17 protein-coding genes are annotated in these 18,313 nt (G+C 54.9%); 6 read left to right on the forward strand and 11 right to left on the reverse strand.

The annotated features are described in order from the left end of the window. Positions 1-2 precede the first annotated feature (2 nt). On the forward strand, positions 3-2,690 hold the full coding sequence (kdpD, locus tag ABLU96_RS13680) for a two-component system sensor histidine kinase KdpD (protein ID WP_064404741.1): 2,688 nt from the start codon (positions 3-5) through the stop codon (positions 2,688-2,690). Beyond that, on the forward strand, positions 2,687-3,364 hold the full coding sequence (gene kdpE / locus ABLU96_RS13685; RefSeq protein ID WP_004848880.1) for a two-component system response regulator KdpE: 678 nt from the start codon (positions 2,687-2,689) through the stop codon (positions 3,362-3,364). The genes kdpD and kdpE overlap by 4 nt, the downstream gene beginning before the upstream one ends. 228 nt (positions 3,365-3,592) lie before the next feature. On the opposite strand, the gene araD is transcribed toward kdpE, so the two are convergent. From araD to seqA, 11 genes are all read right to left on the reverse strand, one after another. Next, positions 3,593-4,288, reverse strand: a complete 696-nt coding sequence (araD, locus tag ABLU96_RS13690; protein ID WP_025106380.1) for an L-ribulose-5-phosphate 4-epimerase — start codon at positions 4,286-4,288, stop codon at positions 3,593-3,595. Then, entirely contained in the window at positions 4,278-5,177 is a 900-nt protein-coding gene (locus ABLU96_RS13695; protein WP_064404743.1) for an L-ribulose-5-phosphate 3-epimerase, read from the reverse strand. Before ABLU96_RS13695 ends, araD begins: the two co-directional genes overlap by 11 nt. Beyond that, positions 5,174-6,652 carry an FGGY-family carbohydrate kinase gene (locus ABLU96_RS13700; RefSeq protein ID WP_064404745.1) on the reverse strand — a complete coding sequence of 493 codons (1,479 nt, stop codon included), beginning with the start codon at positions 6,650-6,652 and terminating at the stop codon, positions 5,174-5,176. The genes ABLU96_RS13695 and ABLU96_RS13700 overlap by 4 nt, the downstream gene beginning before the upstream one ends. 27 nt (positions 6,653-6,679) lie before the next feature. After that, entirely contained in the window at positions 6,680-7,609 is a 930-nt protein-coding gene (locus tag ABLU96_RS13705) for an ABC transporter permease (RefSeq protein WP_046878552.1), read from the reverse strand. Between the two features lie 67 nt (positions 7,610-7,676). Then, positions 7,677-9,161, reverse strand: coding sequence for a sugar ABC transporter ATP-binding protein (locus ABLU96_RS13710; RefSeq protein ID WP_064407337.1), 1,485 nt, complete (start codon positions 9,159-9,161; stop codon positions 7,677-7,679). A 105-nt stretch (positions 9,162-9,266) separates the two neighbouring features. After that, positions 9,267-10,133 carry an ABC transporter substrate-binding protein gene (locus ABLU96_RS13715; protein WP_014228426.1) on the reverse strand — a complete coding sequence of 289 codons (867 nt, stop codon included), beginning with the start codon at positions 10,131-10,133 and terminating at the stop codon, positions 9,267-9,269. A gap of 280 nt (positions 10,134-10,413) precedes the next feature. Continuing rightward, entirely contained in the window at positions 10,414-11,487 is a 1,074-nt protein-coding gene (locus ABLU96_RS13720) for an erythritol/L-threitol dehydrogenase (RefSeq protein WP_004848867.1), read from the reverse strand. A gap of 116 nt (positions 11,488-11,603) precedes the next feature. Continuing rightward, a complete protein-coding gene (locus ABLU96_RS13725; RefSeq protein WP_004848865.1) occupies positions 11,604-12,401 on the reverse strand; it encodes a DeoR/GlpR family DNA-binding transcription regulator in 798 nt (265 codons plus the stop codon). Between the two features lie 322 nt (positions 12,402-12,723). After that, positions 12,724-13,143 (reverse strand): arginine:ornithine antiporter, encoded by a 420-nt coding sequence (locus ABLU96_RS13730; RefSeq protein WP_233933101.1) that lies wholly within the window; start codon positions 13,141-13,143, stop codon positions 12,724-12,726. 56 nt (positions 13,144-13,199) lie between these two features. Then, complete coding sequence (gene pgm / locus ABLU96_RS13735; RefSeq protein WP_014228422.1) at positions 13,200-14,840, reverse strand: phosphoglucomutase (alpha-D-glucose-1,6-bisphosphate-dependent); 1,641 nt, start codon at positions 14,838-14,840, stop codon at positions 13,200-13,202. Positions 14,841-14,871: 31 nt separating this feature from the next. Continuing rightward, entirely contained in the window at positions 14,872-15,420 is a 549-nt protein-coding gene (gene seqA / locus ABLU96_RS13740; RefSeq protein WP_004848859.1) for a replication initiation negative regulator SeqA, read from the reverse strand. 184 nt (positions 15,421-15,604) lie between these two features. On the opposite strand from seqA, the gene ybfF reads away from it, so the two are divergent. The 4 genes from ybfF to fur all read left to right on the forward strand — a co-directional run bounded on the left by ybfF (position 15,605) and on the right by fur (position 18,229). After that, positions 15,605-16,378 (forward strand): esterase, encoded by a 774-nt coding sequence (gene ybfF, locus ABLU96_RS13745; protein ID WP_014837821.1) that lies wholly within the window; start codon positions 15,605-15,607, stop codon positions 16,376-16,378. Between the two features lie 133 nt (positions 16,379-16,511). Then, entirely contained in the window at positions 16,512-16,805 is a 294-nt protein-coding gene (gene ybfE / locus ABLU96_RS13750) for a LexA regulated protein (RefSeq protein WP_004848855.1), read from the forward strand. A 149-nt stretch (positions 16,806-16,954) separates the two neighbouring features. Continuing rightward, positions 16,955-17,485: a flavodoxin FldA gene (gene fldA, locus ABLU96_RS13755; RefSeq protein ID WP_004100234.1), complete on the forward strand. Its 531-nt coding sequence runs from the start codon at positions 16,955-16,957 to the stop codon at positions 17,483-17,485. A gap of 291 nt (positions 17,486-17,776) precedes the next feature. After that, positions 17,777-18,229, forward strand: a complete 453-nt coding sequence (fur, locus tag ABLU96_RS13760) for a ferric iron uptake transcriptional regulator (protein ID WP_004130476.1) — start codon at positions 17,777-17,779, stop codon at positions 18,227-18,229. Positions 18,230-18,313: the final 84 nt, after the last annotated feature.

Raw genomic sequence — 18,313 nt, forward strand, 5'->3', positions numbered from 1 at the left:
AAATGAGTGACGAGCCGCTGCGTCCGGACCCTGACCGCCTGCTGCAACACGCCGCCGCCCCGCATCGCGGTAAGCTAAAGATATTTTTTGGCGCCTGCGCCGGGGTCGGTAAAACCTGGGCGATGCTGGCGGAAGCGCAGCGGCTGCGCGCCCAGGGGCTGGATATTCTGATTGGCGTGGCGGAAACCCACGGACGCAAAGAGACGGCCGCAATGCTTGAGGGGCTCAGTACCCTGCCCCAGCGCCGCCTTTCCCACCGCGGGCGCTACGTAAAGGAGTTTGATCTTGACGGCGCGCTGGCCCGTCGCCCGGCGCTGATTCTGGTCGATGAGCTGGCGCACAGCAACGCGCCCGGCTCGCGTCATCCTAAACGCTGGCAGGACGTCGAAGAGCTGCTGGAAGCCGGCATTGACGTATTTACCACCGTTAACGTCCAGCACCTCGAGAGCCTGAACGATGTCGTCAGCGGCATCACCGGCGTGCAGGTTCGCGAAACCGTCCCGGATCCGTTTTTCGACGCCGCCGACGATGTGGTGCTGGTGGACCTGCCCCCCGACGATCTGCGTCAGCGGCTCAATGAGGGAAAAGTCTATATCGGCGGCCAGGCCGAGCGGGCCATCGAGAACTTCTTTCGCAAGGGCAACCTCATCGCCCTGCGCGAGCTGGCGCTGCGCCGTACCGCCGATCGGGTCGATGAGCAGATGCGCGCCTGGCGCGACCGTCAGGGCCAGGAAAAAGTCTGGCATACCCGCGACGCCATTTTGCTGTGCATCGGCCATAACACCGGCAGCGAAAAGCTGGTCCGCGCCGCCGCCCGGCTGGCGGCCCGGCTGGGGAGCGTCTGGCATGCGGTGTATGTTGAAACCCCCTCTCTGCACCGCCTGCCGGAGGCGAAACGGCGGGCGATTCTCGCCGCGCTCAGGCTGGCGCAGGAGCTGGGCGCGGAAACCGCCACCCTCGCCGATCCTTCTGAAGAGAAGGCCGTTCTCCACTACGCCCGCGAACATAATCTAGGCAAGATAGTGATTGGCCGCCAGCAGAAAAGGCGCTGGTGGGATCGCAGCGGCTTCGCCGATCGCCTGGCCCGTCACGCGCCGGATCTCGACCTGGTGGTGATCGCGCTGGATGAGAAGGCCGCCTCCCTGCCGGCGCGCGCCAGCGATAGCCGGACGGCGATGGAAAAATGGCGTTTGCAGCTCCAGGGGTGCGTCGTCGCCATCGCCCTGTGCGCGGTTATTACCGTCGTCGCCATGCAGTGGCTGATGGCCTTTGAGGCCGCCAACCTGGTGATGCTGTACCTGCTCGGCGTGGTAATTATCGCCCTCCTGTACGGCCGCTGGCCATCGGTACTGGCGACGGTGATTAACGTGGTCAGCTTCGACCTGTTTTTTGTCGCGCCGCGCGGCACGCTGGCGGTTTCTGACGTGCAGTATCTGCTGACCTTTGGCGTGATGCTAACCGTCGGGCTGCTTATCGGCAACCTCACCGCCGGCGTACGCTACCAGGCGCGGGTGGCGCGCTACCGCGAACAGCGCACCCGGCATCTGTACGAAATGTCAAAAGCGCTGGCGGTGGGCCGCAGCCGTGAAGATATCGCCGCCACCAGCGAGCGGTTTATCGCCTCAACGTTTCAGGCGCGCAGCCAGCTGCTGCTGCCCGATGAAACATTAAGACTCACGCCGCTGACGCAGCCCGCGGCGGCAATCACCTGGGATGACGCGATTGCCCGCTGGAGCTTTGATAAAGGCCAGCCCGCCGGTGCGGGCACCGATACGCTTCCCGGAGTGCCCTACCAGATCCTGCCGCTGAAAAGCGCCGCCCGCACCTGGGGGCTGCTGGTGGTGGAGCCGGCCAACCTGCGCCAGCTGATGATCCCCGAACAGCAGCGCCTGCTGGAAACCTTCACCCTGCTGGTCGCCAGCGCGCTGGAACGGCTGGCGCTCACCGCCAGCGAAGAGCAGGCCCGGCTGAACAGCGAACGGGAAAGCCTGCGCAACTCGCTGCTGGCGGCGCTGTCCCACGATCTACGGACTCCGCTTACGGTGCTATTTGGCCAGGCGGAGATCCTGACGCTCGATCTCGCCAGCGAAGGATCGAAGCACGCGCCGCAGGCCAACGAGATACGCCAGCACGTGCTCAATACCACCCGCCTGGTGAATAATCTGCTGGATATGGCGCGGATCCAGTCCGGCGGCTTTAATTTGCATAAAGAGTGGCTAACCCTGGAAGAGGTCGTCGGCAGCGCGCTGCGTATGCTGGAGCCGGGGCTCGGCGGGCGGCATATTCAGCTTGCGCTGCCGGACCCGCTGCTGCTGGTTCACGTCGACGGTCCTCTTTTTGAGCGGGTACTGATCAATCTTCTGGAAAATGCGGTGAAATACGCGGGAGCACAGGCGCAAATCGGCATTACCGCGGACGTCGATCCGCACACTTTAGTGCTTGAGGTATGGGATAACGGACCGGGTATTCCCGCCGGGCAAGAACAGGCTATCTTTGATAAATTCGCTCGCGGCAATAAAGAGTCGGCGATCCCCGGCGTCGGGCTGGGGCTGGCCATTTGCCAGGCGATCGTTGAGGTGCACGGCGGGACCATTAGCGCCGCGACGCGCCCGCAGGGCGGCGCCTGCTTCCGTGTTACACTGCCGAGGGAAACGCCCCCTGAACTGGAAGAGTTAGCCGAGGAAATGTGATTAACGTTCTGATCGTTGAAGACGAAAATGCTATCCGCCGCTTTCTGCGCACCGCGCTGGAAGCCGACGGCATGCGCGTATTTGAAGCGGAGACCCTGCAGCGCGGGCTGATCGAAGCCGCGACCCGCAAGCCGGATTTAACGATTCTCGATCTTGGACTACCCGATGGTGACGGCAACGCGTTTATTCGCGAGGTTCGCCAGTGGAGCCAGATGCCGATTATCGTGCTGTCGGCGCGCACCGAGGAGCAGGACAAAATCGCCGCGCTTGACGCCGGTGCCGATGACTATCTCAGTAAACCCTTTGGTATTGGCGAGCTGCAGGCGCGGCTGAGGGTGGCGATGCGCCGTCATGCCGGCGCCCAGGCCGACGAACCGCGGGTGCGTTTTGCCGATATTGACGTTGATATCCCCGCCCGCCGCATCGTACGCGGCGAGCAGGAGATCCACCTGACGCCGATTGAATTTCGCCTGCTGGCGGTACTGCTCAATAATCCCGGCAAGGTGCTGACCCAGCGGCAGCTGCTCAATCAGGTCTGGGGGCCGAATGCGGTGGAGCACAGCCACTATCTGCGCATTTATATGGGGCACCTGCGGCAAAAGCTGGAGGCCGATCCGGCGCGTCCGCAGCATTTGCTGACCGAAACGGGGATCGGCTATCGGTTTATGCCCTAGCCGTTGTCCCCGGCTCGCGCTTCGCTTAGCCGGACTACCGCCATCGTCTGCCAGGCGGTAGCCCGGACAGGCGCGTCAAGCGCCGCCTCCGGGAAATGTGCCGGGCCTCATAAATCAACGCTGTTTCATCCCGGTGGCGCTGCGCTGACCGGGCTACGTGTTCACCGTCGACTGCGGGCCGGTAGCCCGGATAAGGCGTTTACGCCGCAATCCGGGGAAGGCAGGCGATTATTGTCCGTAGTAGGCCCCTGCCCCGTGTTTACGCAAATAGTGTTTATCCAGCAGCGTCGCAGAGACCGGCTGTTCGTCAATGCTCAGCTGACGGGTCCACATATTCATATAGGCAATCTCCTCCAGCACCACCGCATTATGCACCGCGTTCGCCGGATCTTTTCCCCATGCAAACGGGCCGTGGCCGTGGACCAGCGCGGCGGGCACGCTGAGCGGATCGGTATGCTGCGCGCCCAGCGTTTCAATAATCACGTGACCGGTATTGGTTTCATAATCACCGCGGATTTCATCATCGCTGAGCGGGCGGGTACAGGGGATCGGCCCATAAAAATAGTCGGCGTGGGTGGTGCCCATCGCCAGCAGCGGCCTGCCCGACTGCGCCCAAATCGTCGCGTGGCGCGAATGGGTATGCACAATTCCGCCCACGCCGCTAAACGCCTTATACAGCTCCAGATGGGTCGGCGTATCCGACGAGGGCTTATAGCGCCCCTCCACCACCCTGCCGGTCGCCAGCTCCACCACCACCATATCCTCGGCCGTCATCACGGCGTATTCCACGCCGGAGGGTTTGATTACCACCAGCCCGGCCTCGCGATCGATACCGCTGACGTTGCCCCAGGTAAAGGTCACAAGATGAAATTTCGGCAGCGCCAGATTGGCGTCAAGAACCGCCTGCTTGAGGTTATCCAACATACTTCACTCCTGAATTCACAATGCCTTCATACTGAGGCGGGAGAAACGCCTGCTGGTATTTATCCGTTAGCCACGCTTTAGCGTCGGCGATTCTCTCGCTGTCCCGCCCGTCATTTTTGGCCCACATCTCAATCAGCCAGGCGCCGCGATAGTTCAGCGCCGAGAGCGTACGAAATATCTCGGTAAAATCGACGCAGCCGGTCCCGAATGGCACATCGCGGAACTGCCCCAGCGAAGCGTGGGAAACGGGCTGGGTATCCTTCAAATGAATGGCGGTGATTTTATGAATGCCCTTCCTCAGCTCTTCGGGAACGTCGTTTTGCCAGGCGCTTAAGTTGCCAACGTCCGGGTAGACGCAAAACCACGGACTGCAAACCTTCCGTTCGAGATCCAGCCAGCGGGAGATATTGCTCATAAAGGCGGTATCCATAATCTCCATCGACAGCATCACCTGCGCTTTCGCCGCTTCGGCCACCGCCCAGTTGATGCCCTCGATAAAGTATTCCCGGGTCTGCGCCGAAGAGGATTCGTAATAGACGTCATAGCCTGCCAGCTGGATGTTGCGAATGCCGACGTGGCTGGCAAAATCCAGCGCATCAAGCATCAGTTCCCGCGCCTTAAGCCGGGTATCGCAATTGACGCTACCAAAGGGATGGCTGCGGTGCGCGGAGAGGCACATGCTCGGCACATCAATGCCGCTGTTAATTTTGTCGGCCACGAACGCCAGCCGCTGCCCCCGGTTCCAACGCAGCCTGGCCTGGCGCTCGGGGCTTTCGTCAACGGAGATTTCAATAAAATCAAACGCCAGGCCCGCCGCCATTTCAAAGCGTTTCGGCCAGTCCAGCGCCGCGGGGAGCGCTTTTTCGTAGATGCCAAGTCTGGGTTTCATTGCGCCGCTCCCGTCGCCCTGGAGAGGCTTTGCGCGACCGCTAAGTAACGGGCGTAGCCTTCACGCAGCTGCTGATGCCGATTGCTGTCGGGTTGATAGCAGACCACCTCGGGCTGCGTGGCGGCAATCGCTTCGCTGAAGTTAGCGTAGGCGCCGCTGCCGGCCGCGGCGCACAGCGCGGCGGCTCGACAGCCGGCCTGTTCGATATCCACCACTTCCAGCGGAAGATTGGCCGCATCGGCGTACATCTGCGTCCAGCCTCTCGACTGGCTCGGCCCGCCGGTAAAGCGAATTTTTTGAATATCCCGATTGAGTTCAATAATGCGGTCCTGATGCACCAGGTGAGAAAAAACGATCCCGCGATAGATAGCCGCAATAATATCCTTTTTCGTATGATGCCCCGCGAGGCCCACCAGCGCGCCGGGCAGATCCATCGCCAGATTGGAACCGAACAAATAGGGTAAAAAAATGAGGTTGCTGTCGGTATCTTGCGCGATCCAGCTTTCGAAATGGTCGTAGCAGCGGTCATCGTCAGGGAAAAACTGCTTCACAAACCAGGAGAGATTGCTCGCCGAAGTGGGGCTGCCCTCGTGAACGAAGTATTTGCCCGGAATGCAGTATTTCCCCCAGATGTAGGGAAAGTCGCTGGCAATAATGCTATCCGTCACCGAGGTGGCGATACTCCAGGTGCCGGCCACCGCGCTCAGGGTATCCGCCCGGTCAATGCCCGAGGAGACGGCGGAGGCCACCACGTCGAAAAAGCCGCCGAAAACCGGCGTCCCCGGGCACAAACCGCAATCCAGCGAGGCCTGCAGGGTAATGTGGCCCACGCAGTCCGTCGAGTTCACCACCAGCGCGGTTTTATCCGCCACTTCCTCAATGCCAAACAGCGCCATCATGTCGCGGTCATAGCGGGAGGTAAACTGGTTATAAAAATTGCTGCCGGAAATATTGGTGATCTCCGCCGTCGCCTCGCCGGTCAGGCGGAAACGAACGTAGTCGTGCACCATTAAAACGGCGTCGATCCTGTCGTAATTGGCCGGTTCATGCGCTTTCAGCCACGCCAGTAGCGACACCGGATGTCCGGTCCACAGCTGCTGCAATCCTTTTGGGTATGCCAGCTTGTCTATACCTTCGCGATACCATTTTTTAACAAACGCCAGCGCCCGGGTATCGGATGAGATAATCCCGTTGCGCACCGGTTCGCCTTTTTTATCAATCGCGTAGAGCCCTTTGCCGTGCGAGGAGAAACCGATCCCGCCGATGCTTAGCGGCGGCACCTGGCTTTCATACAGCGCTTTTTTTATCACGCTGCAAACGGTGTCCCATAGCTCATGCATGTTCCGCTCGGTAAAGCCCGGCTGTTCGGATAATACCTGCGCATATTGCGACGCCACGTGAATCTCTTGCCCTAACTCATTATATATACCGGCTTTGGTGACCGTACCACCGATATCAACCCCGATAAAATTCATATCCCTTCGCCTCATATTTAAAATAAGTTAACGTCTGGCTGAGCTAATAAAGGTGGCGCCCCAAATAATAAGCCCTTTCACCACGTACTGAACGTAAGGAGAGATCCCCAGAAGGTTTAAACCATTATTCAGTACGCCGAGCATCATGGCGCCAATCAGGGTGCCGATAATCATTCCGCGGCCGCCGGCAATGGATGCCCCGCCGAGCACCACGGCGGCAATGGCATCCAGTTCAAATCCGACGCCGGCATTCGGCTGGCCGCTCATCACCCGCGAGGTGAAAATAAGACCGGCAAAACTGGCGGTAAAACCGCTGATCACGTAAACCAGCAATTTATAATATTTCACCCGCAGACCGCTCAGGCGCGCCGCTTCTTCATTGCCACCGAGGGAATAAACATAGCGACCAAACGGCATATGATTCAGGACGATATAAAAGATGAGATATAAAACCACCATCAGAATAATAGGCACCTGAATACCGAACAGATATTCACGGCCCCAAAAAGCGAATGAATCCGGTAAGCCGGAGATGGGGTAGCCGCCGGTATAGATCAGCGCCAACCCCTTCGCAATAATCATTGCCCCGAGGGTCACGATAATCGGCGGCATTTTACCGTAGGCGGTTAAAAAGCCGTTCAGCGCGCCAAAGGCGACGCCGGAGCACAGGCCGATAAGAATGGCTAACCACGGATCTAAACCATAGTACTTCATTAATCCCGCCATCAGGGTACCGGCCAGGGCCATGACCGCGCCGACGGAGAGGTCGATCCCGCCGGTCAGAATGGCAAAGGTCATCCCGATGGCAATGATGGCATTAATCGAGACCTGACGAGCGACGGTCGATAAGTTATCGACCGTTAAAAAGTAGTCATTAAAAATAGCCATACAGGAGAACAGGAGTACCAGACCAACAAACGGCAGGAACGCGGGCATTTTTAATAAACCATGGAGCATCTTTTTATTTTTATCAGGAGATGCGGCGGGCGCTAATGACACGTTTTCATTACTCATTTAATACTCCCTAAATAATATTACCGGCAGCGTGCAGCATAATCACAGTGGAATTGATTTGGTCGTTCTCGAGTTCGGCAACAATATTACCGTCGCGAAAAACCATTACCCGGTCGCTAACGCCAATCACCTCTGGTAGCTCAGATGAAATCATAATTATTGAAATACCCTGGGCGGTGAGGTCGCGCATAATCTGATAGATTTCTGATTTCGCTCCGACATCAATACCGCGAGTCGGTTCGTCAAAAATAAGAATATTGACATCATGATTTAACCAACGGGAAATAACGACTTTCTGCTGGTTACCGCCGCTCAACGTCCCCACCGCGGTCCCGGCATCCGGCGTTTTCACGCCAACGTGATTAATTAAACGCTCGGCGGTCAGGCGCTCTTCGTTATCGCGGATAAGCGAGAACTGGCAGGCGTGTTTGTTAAGCCAGATATTATCTTTGACCGAAAAAGGCAGCACCAGTCCCTGCGTTTTGCGGCTTTCCGGCAACAGGCCGATACCCAGACGCAGAGCCCGATCGGTGGAATTTATCGTCACCTCTTTTCCGGCCAGACGGACGCGTTTTTTGAAACATTTATCCGCGCCGGTCAGGGCCAGAATCGCTTCGGAACGGCCCGACCCCACCAGCCCGGCGAGGCCCAGGATCTCCCCTTTGCGCAGCGTCAGTCGATTGAGCTGGCTACTCTCGGTAAGCTGAATTTCGGCCTCCAGCAGTATCTCATCATGCGCCAGCGTCCGCCGCTCGGGATAGATATTCTCCACCTCACGGCCGACCATCATCTGGATCATCTCGGCGATATCGATATTGTCGACCTTTGCCGACCCGATATATTTGCCGTCGCGGAGAATGCTCAGGCTGTCGCAGATCTCATATATCTCCTCAAGATGGTGTGAGATAAAGAACATCCCGACGCCTTTGGCCTTTAAATCGCGCATCACGCGGAAAAGATGCTCCGCCTCGCTCGGGGTTAAGGTCGCGGTGGGTTCATCCAGAATGAGAATTCGCGCATCCAGCGACAGCGCTTTGGCAATTTCCACAAACTGCTGTTCGGCGACGCTGAGATGGCAAATTTGCTCATCGGGATCGAGGGTCACGCCAAGATCTTTAAAAATGCGTAACGCCTCGCGGCGCATCGCTTTACGATCTAGCAGGCCAAAACGATTTACCTTTTCGCGATTAAGGAAAATATTCTCATAAGCGTTCAGATAGGGAATAAGAGAAAACTCCTGAAAGATAATCCCTACGCCGCAGGCAATCGCGTCACGATAGTTATGAAAATGCTGCTGCTTACCGTCAATAAAAATATTACCGGCGTCAGGTTGATATATCCCGCAAAGGATTTTCATTAACGTCGATTTACCCGCGCCGTTTTCACCTAATAAAGCATGCACCTCCCCTCGGCCTAGGGTGATATTGACATTATCCAGCGCCTTGACCCCGGGGAAGCTTTTACTGACGTTTTTGACTTCCAGTAAGCTGGGCATAAACATCGCTCCATAATGGCTCGATAAAATAGCGAGCCATACTTTAATAAGAATCCGGCACGGCTCACCTGAATAAGCGAGAGCCGCTATGGCGTAATAATGCGATTACCAGTGGAAATCTTTGGCGTTGGTTTTATCGATAAGCTTCACATCAACAGGGATCTCTTTAGGAATATTCGCCCCCCAATGTTTGGCCAGGGCAATGCCTAAACCAATACGCAGCTGATCGCGCGGGAACTGAGCGGCGGTGGCAATAAACGGCGTATTACCTTTAGCAATTTCAGCGACCGCTTCCGGAGAACCATCAACGCTCACCAGCTTCACATCGCGCCCTGATGCCTGAATCGCCGCCAGAGCGCCGAGTGAGCCAACATCATTCACGCTAAAAATACCGTTGAGCGTCGGGTTGGATTGCAGCATATTTTCCGTCACGCTCATGGAGGTATCGCGCTCTTGTTTACCATTCAGTTTGGTAATCACTTTAATATTGGGATGCTTTTTCATCGCATCTTCAAAGCCGCGCACGCGCTCCAGAATAGGTACCACCGGAATCCCGTCGAGAATCGCTACGTTGCCTTTATCACCTAGCGCTTTGGCTAAGTGTTCCCCGGCAATAAAGCCCGCATCATAGTTTTTTGAGCCGACAAAAGAATCGATCGGGCCATTAGCCTGAGCATCTATCGCCACCACCACCACGCCGGCTTTTTTAGCGGCCAGCACGGCGGTTTCCGCACCGACGCTATCAGCCGGGTTAATCAGCAAAATATCTATTTTCTTTTGCAGCATATCCTCAACGTCGCTAATCTGCTTGGAGACATCATGCGCCGCATCCGCTGTATAGACGGTGGCGTTAATATCTTTTGCCGACTGCTCAAGCGACTCTTTCATGGTGACGAAATATTCGTTATTCAATTCCTGGAACGACATACCGATAGTCAAAGGTTTGGCATTAACGCAGGCAACCATGCTCATCGCAAGAAGTCCTGAGAGTATTGCTTTAGTCTTAAATTTTACAGGCATTCACTATCTCCTTATTGAGTAATGCGCTGAGAAATAAAATTTATTTATCAGCGTTTTCATGGTACGGATGCTGCCTGATATACTGAGCAATAAATACGCCGCTGGCAGATAGCCAGAAGCCACTGATATTGTTCTCAGTTATCCCCATGATTGAAATCCAGTATTTAATGAACAGCCATCAGCGGTCATTTGCGTAATAATTAAAAATGACGAACTTAACTAGTTAAAAAATTTATGGCTTAATGACGACCTTAATCGAATCGAGCGATTTAGCCATCTCAAAAGCGGCTTTCCACTCATCAATAGAATAGAAATGCGTCACCACGCCTTTGGCGGTCAGCAGACCGCGCGCAAAGAGATCGATGGCGATTTCATAGCTGTAAGGCCCCAGATGCGCGCCGCGGATATCCAGCTCTTTACGGTCGCCAATAATCGACCAGTCGGCGGTCGTTTCTTTACCAAACACGCTGAACTCAACGAAGCGTCCCAGCTTACGAATCATCTCCAGACCCTGGGTCACGCCGATAGGGGCGCCCGTCGCTTCGATATACACATCGCAGCCGTAACCATCGGTCATGGATTTTACGATAGCGATGGCGTCCTCTTGCGCCGCATTGATGACCACGTCGGCGCCAAACGCTTTCGCCAGCGCCAGGCGGTCGTCCATCGTGTCGATGACCACCAGTTTCTTCGGCGTTTTCAGATGAGCGACCTGCACCATACACAGCCCCAGCGGCCCGGCGCCGGCGATAACAACCACATCATCCAGTTCGATATCACCGCGGCGTACCGTGTGGATTGCGCAGGCCATAGGTTCGATCAGCGCGGCATCTTCTTCACTTAATGATTCAGGAATTTTGTGAATAATCGCCCGTTCGGAAAAACGCATATATTCAGCCATACCGCCATCGGCGACATCCTTCTGGAAACCGTAAATATCATGGGTTTCGCACATCCAGTATTTGCCGGTTTTACAGAAACGGCACTCATGGCAGGGGACAATCTGTTCAGCCAGGATGCGATCGCCAATTTTTAATTGATATTTTTCAGCGGAGCCCGGGCCTAATTCGGCAACCCGACCGTAAAACTCATGGCCGGGCACCACCGGCGTTTTCACCCACGGATTATCGCCCCAGAACATCGGCGCGCCGTCCTGGGCCTTGCAGTCGCCGGCGCAGATTCCACACCCGTCAACCTTAATGACCACTTCCTTTTCTTTGGCGACCGGGCGGGGAATTTTCTCAAAGCGATAATCCTGGGGACCATGGCAGACAACCGCTTTCATATCTTCAGGTAATTGTTCCATCGTAAACCTCTTTTTCGGATAAATAATGAAGAGGGATGGTATTGCTGGCGCAATACCCCTCCATCGGGCACAAGGGCTATTCAATAATAATGCCGGTAGAATATCTGGCAGAGCGGCTATTTAGTCTCGACAATATGTACCTGGTGCTGGCGATAGGTATCAGCTGGTAATTCGTTAGTGATCAACACATCAATATCCGCCAGATCGCATATTTTATAGAGTGAATAGCGTTCAAACTTACTGCTATCGACCATCAGGATTTTTTGATCGGCAACTTTCAGCATCTCCTGCTTCAGCCGGACGTTGACTTCATTGCTGTCTTTTATTTCCAGCCCGGCGTCGAGACCCTGGCAAGAAAAAAACAGCTTATTGACCTTAAAGTTGTTGATAATGAACTCGGCGACCGGACCGTGAAAATCACCGTGGCGCTCAGAATATTCCCCCCCAACGCTGACTATTCTTATTTTCTTACGACAGGCTAAGGTTTGAATAATATTCAAAGAATTGGTAATCACGGTCAGCTCGATGTCAGGCAGCTGGCGCGCTAAAAACCAGCAGGAGCTGCTATTATCCATGATAATGCACTCATGCTCATGAATAAACTGCAGCGCGCCTTTAGCAATACGCATCTTACGTTCCGGCTGCTCTTTGGTGCGCTTAATAAAGGCCTCGGCTTTATCGACAAAGTTCCCGTGATTTGTCGGCGTATCGGCAGCTAAAAATGATGCGTTATTTTCAGAAATCATTGCACCGCCAAAGCTGCGAACTATTTTTTTATTTCTCGCCAGCGCGGTTAAATCCCGGCGAATGGTTTCTGGAGATACACCGAATATCTGTGAGAGCTCATTAACTCTGGCGCATCCTTTTTCTACGACATATTCCACAATTAATGAATGACGTTTAACTTGTAACATAGACGTTCTCAAGAAAGCATTCAGGATTTAATGACATAAATATAACAAAATCGTCCATATCAGTAAGTGACATAAATCATACAAAATCAAAACAAGTTTTTAGCTTTTTTTAGTTTGAAGTTGATCATATATATCAGGCAACTTTCATTTTGGATGAAATAAATTTGTGATTAAAATCGCAGAATTAGCCGTAATTGTTCGTTTGCTTTAGCCGTATATTCGCTAAAACGGGCAAACCCGGTCAAAGCAATAATACCCGTTTATGCCCGATTCAGTCAGCGTAATATCCGCCAGGCCTGTGCCGTCTGGATAACACATAACGTCAAACCTTGCGGCATCGCCATAGTGTCACGACTTTTGCCGCCTCTGAGACCAGCAGCAGAGCAATAAAGAAGGCCGCGCTTTTCAACGCCACCGCCTGCGCCAGCCAGACCACCAGCGAAAGCGACGGGAGCATAAAGGCCAGACGCAGCGGCGTCTGCGCATAGGCCAGCCACAGCGCATAGCGGCTCTGGCGCCAGAAGAGAATCATCGATGCGGGAATGCTGATAGTCAGAATAAAATGAAGGGTAAACAGCCAGGCGGCCGCGGAGCCCCAGGTTTGCAGCAGCGGTAAAAATGAGAGGATATCGTCGTAAAGCGGTACTCGCCGGTGGTAGATGTTCCAGCCAATAAACTGCAAGAGATAAAAGAGATCCATCCCACCCCAAAACCAAAAAACGTTTTTTCGTTCCCGATTCATCGCTATCCCTGCGAAAAAAACAGGCCCTGAAAAGGGCCTGTTTATCGTGCGGTCAATTACGCGTTTTTCAACACTTCGCTGACAATCTCTACCGCTTCTTTCTCAATCTGCTGACGATGTTCAGCGCCGAGGAAGCTTTCGCAGTAGATTTTATAGGCATCTTCGGTACCTGACGGACGCGCGGCGAACCAGCCGTTGTCGGTCATCACCTTCAGACCGCCAATCGCCGCCCCGTTGCCCGGCGCCGCGGTCAGACGCGCGGTAATCGGATCGCCTGCCAGGGTGCTGGCGCTCACCATTTCCGGGGAGAGCTTAGACAGCGCCGCTTTCTGGGCAGACGTCGCGGAAGCCTGCAGACGGTTGTAGCTTGGCGCACCAAAGCGCTCTGCCAGCTCGTCGTAGTGCTGCTGCGGGTTTTTGCCGGTGACTGCGGTGATTTCCGCCGCCAGCAGGCACATGATGATGCCGTCTTTGTCGGTCGACCACGGCGTGCCGTCAAAGCGCAGGAACGACGCCCCCGCGCTCTCTTCGCCGCCGAAGCCGAAGCTGCCGTCAAACAGGCCGTCAACGAACCACTTAAAGCCAACCGGTACTTCCACCAGTTTGCGCCCCAGATCGTTGACTACGCGGTCAATCATCGCCGAGGAGACCAGGGTTTTACCGACAGCCACATCTTTGCCCCACTGCGGGCGATGCTGGAACAGGTAGTTAATCGCCACCGCCAGGTAGTGGTTCGGGTTCATTAACCCGGCCGGCGTGACGATACCGTGACGGTCGTAATCCGGGTCATTGGCGAAGGCCAGGTCAAACTTGTCGCGCAGCGCCAGCAGGCCCGCCATCGCGCACTCGGAGGAGCAGTCCATGCGGATTGCGCCGTCTTTATCGAGGTGCATAAAGCGGAAGGTCTGATCGACGTGGTCGTTAACGATGGTCAGGTTGAGATTGTAATGCTCAGCGATACGCTTCCAGTATTCGATACCGGAGCCGCCCAGCGGATCGACGCCCAGCGTCAGTCCGGCTTTCTGGATCGCCGCCATATCGACGATATCCGCCAGCCCTTCAATAAACGGCTGCACCAGATCCTGCTCTGTGACGTGGCCGGAGGCCAGCGCCGCATCAAGAGAAATACGCTTCACGCCCTGCAGACCGGCAGCCAGCAGTTCGTTGGCGCGATTCTCTACCACCTTAGTCACGTTGGTATCCGCCGGGCCGCCGTTAGGCGGGTTGTACTTGATACCACCGTCTTCCGGCGGGTTGTGGGACGGCGTGATAACAATACCGTCAGCCAGCGGGCCGCCCTTCTTGTTGTGCACCAGAATCGCATTGGAAATCGCCGGCGTCGGGGTGAAGCCGTTGTTTTCCTGAACGATGACGTCAACGCCGTTCGCCGCCAGCACTTCCAGTACGGAAATGAAAGCCGGTTCGGAGAGTGCGTGTGTGTCCTTACCAACATAGCATGGGCCGGTGATCCCGTTCTTCGCGCGATCTTCAGCAATTGCCTGAGCAATCGCCAGAATATGCTGCTCGTTGAAGTTGTGGCGCGCCGCGCTGCCGCGGTGACCGGAGGTGCCAAACTTCACTGCATGTTCCGCGTTGCCAACTTCCGGCTTCAGCACATAGTACTGGGCAGTCAGTTGGGCGACGTTAATCAAATCACTCTGTTGCGCAGGTTGACCCGCGCGCTTATCGATTGCCATTGCCTGATCCTTCTGGTGCAAAGTTAACTAACTAGATCGTACCGCAAACCTTTTCGATCAATTCCGCAGGGAACTGCATTGACTGCATGATATGTTCGATCATGCTGCATTTGCGACCGGTATTGGTATTTGTAATGACCCACCACGGCGTTCCCGGTACCTGCTTAGGTTTCGTCTGATTACCGTTTTTCTGCAGCGTGCGTTCATCCTCAGCGAAATAAACGCGGGTGCGCCCGTGCAGGGACTCGGTCGCCTCGGCAAACGCTTTGCTGTCTAAGGCGTAGAGGGTGGTCAGAACCAGCATGAAACGGTTTACCGCGCGCTTTTGTTCAGCGTACTCATCAGATAACAGCAGCTCACGCATAGCGCGAACTTTATCTTTCAGAGGATTGGCGGGTTTCACTTCAACGACAGGCGTTGGCGCAGGGGCCGGAGCGGCTTTCGCTACCGGTGCGACAGGCTGGGAAACGGCGGAAAACTTCAACATGCGCCGTAAAATGTCGGATGCGCTCTCGCCAATATGCTTGGTGTGGCTGGCAATATAGCTATAGAGTTCATCATCAACTTCAATTGTTTTCATCTTAATCCAGTGCGATATCTTTTTCTGAATACAAGTTGTCGGGATTATAGGGACAAATCCCAACCGCGGATAGCGTCAAACCAGGATGGCGGTAAAACTCGGATATCTTCCGGGTCTTGCAGCCGGATGGCAGAATGTCCAACATAATACCCTAACCCGACGGAGCGAAAAAAAGAACTTTGCCATGAAATTAAATAGCCGAGCGCAATCTGCACAGAATCCGCACAATAATCCCCCTATCGTCCTGGTCCACGGCCTTTTTGGCAGCCTGGATAATCTTGGGATCCTCGCCCGCGATCTGGTTCTCGATCGCGATATTATCCAGGTCGACATGCGAAACCACGGCCTTTCGCCACGCTCGCCTGACATGACCTATCCCGCGATGGCCCAGGATCTGCTTGATATTCTCAATGAATCACAGATTGAGAAAGCCACCTTTATTGGTCACTCAATGGGCGGTAAAGCGGTGATGGCGCTGAGCGCGCTGGCCCCGGAGCGCATCGCGGGCCTGGTCGCCATTGATATCGCCCCGGTGGATTATCACGTCCGCCGCCATGATGAAATCTTCGCCGCCATCAATGCCGTCACCGACGCGGGGGCCGCTACGCGTCAGCAGGCGGCGACGGTCATGCGCCAGCACCTTAACGAAGAGGGCGTGATTCAGTTTCTGTTAAAATCTTTCGTGGACGGCCAGTGGCGGTTTAACGTACCGGTGCTGTGGGAGCAGTACGATAATATCGTCGGCTGGCAAACCGTTCCGCCCTGGCCGCATCCGGCGCTGTTTATCCCGGGCGGCAACTCCCCCTACGTCACCGATGCCTACCGCGAGACTTTATTAGCTCAGTTTCCCCAGGCGCGCGCGCACGTTATCGCCGGCGCCGGGCACTGGGTGCATGCAGAAAAACCGGAGGCCGTTATCCGCGCGATCCGTCGTTATTTGACCTCTATCGCCGCGTAACTGCCTAAAATATACTCGACCGCGCGGCTTAATGCCCGCGGCCGTTGGCGCAGCCCGTCGCCTGATGTATTATGGCGCGCTGTCTGCGTCGGCTATGCCCGATAGCTTGTTTCCCCCGAAGTCACTCTGAATCATGGCAAAAGAACAAACGGACCGTACGACATTAGATTTGTTCGCAACTGAGCGTCGGCCGGGTAGACCGAAAACGAATCCGCTTTCGCGCGATGAACAGCTGCGCATCAACAAACGCAATCAGCTTAAACGCGATAAGAGTCGCGGTCTGAAGCGCGTGGAGCTAAAGCTCAATGCCGATGCTGTCGATGCGCTTAATGAGCTGGCCGAAGCCCGTAACATGAACCGCAGCGATCTCATCGAAGAGATGCTGATGAACCAGCTGGCAGCCCTGCGCGGCCAGGATAAAGCCTAAAACCCTCAAAAAATAAGCTTTCGTGTAGCAGAGTGTGCAGTTGGGCGTGATTGCTGTTTCCGCGCCCTTCTCAGTTCTGCTATCATTGCCCCTATCTGCGGGCATTACGCCACTACCACATCATTAAGTTTCAAGAGGTTATTTTACTCATGGCAATCATCGGCATCTTTTTTGGCAGCGACACCGGCAACACCGAAAATATTGCAAAAATGATCCAAAAGCAGCTTGGTAAAGACGTTGCTGATGTTCACGACATTGCCAAAAGCAGCAAAGAGGATCTGGAAGCTCACGATATCCTGCTGCTCGGCATTCCCACCTGGTACTACGGCGAAGCCCAGTGCGACTGGGACGATTTTTTCCCGACGCTGGAAGAGATCGATTTCAATGGCAAACTGGTGGCTCTGTTTGGCTGTGGCGATCAGGAGGACTATGCTGAATACTTCTGTGATGCGCTGGGGACTATCCGCGATATCATCGAACCGCGCGGCGCAACTATCGTTGGCCATTGGCCGACCGCCGGCTACCATTTTGAAGCCTCTAAAGGCCTGGCCGATGACGATCACTTTGTTGGCCTGGCCATTGACGAAGACCGTCAGCCTGAGCTGACTAACGAACGCGTGGAAAAATGGGTAAAACAGATTTCTGAAGAGCTGCACCTCGAAGAAATCAAGAATGCCTGAGTCTGAACGGCGTAATCCTCAGGTTTCGCCGAATTGATAGATAAAAGCAATCAAAGTTATAGCTACAAGTTTTTAACTTTTAATCACATATCTGTACAATGTCCTCTGATTTAACGGGGTCGCGTGAAGCACTTTGTAGCGAGTGCCTCGTTTTTGACAGCATACAAGGCCCGATGCTTGCAGTTTTCATTTCACCATGGCAGTTCTATAATGAGACGCATTACATCGGGTGATTCTCTGTATTACTTCCGCTGATGGAAGTAGATCGTTTAGCAACAGGACAGATTCCGCATGACTGACAACAATACCGCATTAAAGAAAGCTGGCCTGAAAGTGACGCTTCCGAGATTAAAAATCCTGGAAGTGCTGCAAGGACCGGATAACCATCATGTCAGTGCGGAAGACTTATACAAACGCCTGATTGATATGGGTGAAGAGATTGGCCTGGCTACCGTCTACCGCGTACTGAACCAGTTCGACGACGCCGGCATCGTCACCCGTCATAATTTCGAAGGCGGTAAATCCGTTTTTGAACTGACGCAGCAGCATCATCACGATCACCTGATTTGCCTCGACTGCGGCAAAGTGATCGAATTTAGCGATGATTCCATCGAAGCGCGCCAGCGTGAAATTGCCGCAAGGCACGGTATTCGCCTGACTAACCACAGCCTGTACCTGTACGGCCACTGCGCAGAAGGCGACTGCCGCGAAGATGAACATGCCCACGACGCGGCAGAGAAATAATCACCGCATCGTATACAGCCAAAAGCCAACCTGAAGGTTGGCTTTTTTTTGCCCGGAATCTGCCGCCTCTTTCTCTCGCGCTGC

Origin of the sequence: Klebsiella sp. CN_Kp106 (genome assembly GCF_040064575.1) — a bacterium.
In the GTDB taxonomy this organism is placed as follows: Bacteria; Pseudomonadota; Gammaproteobacteria; order Enterobacterales; family Enterobacteriaceae; genus Klebsiella; species Klebsiella michiganensis.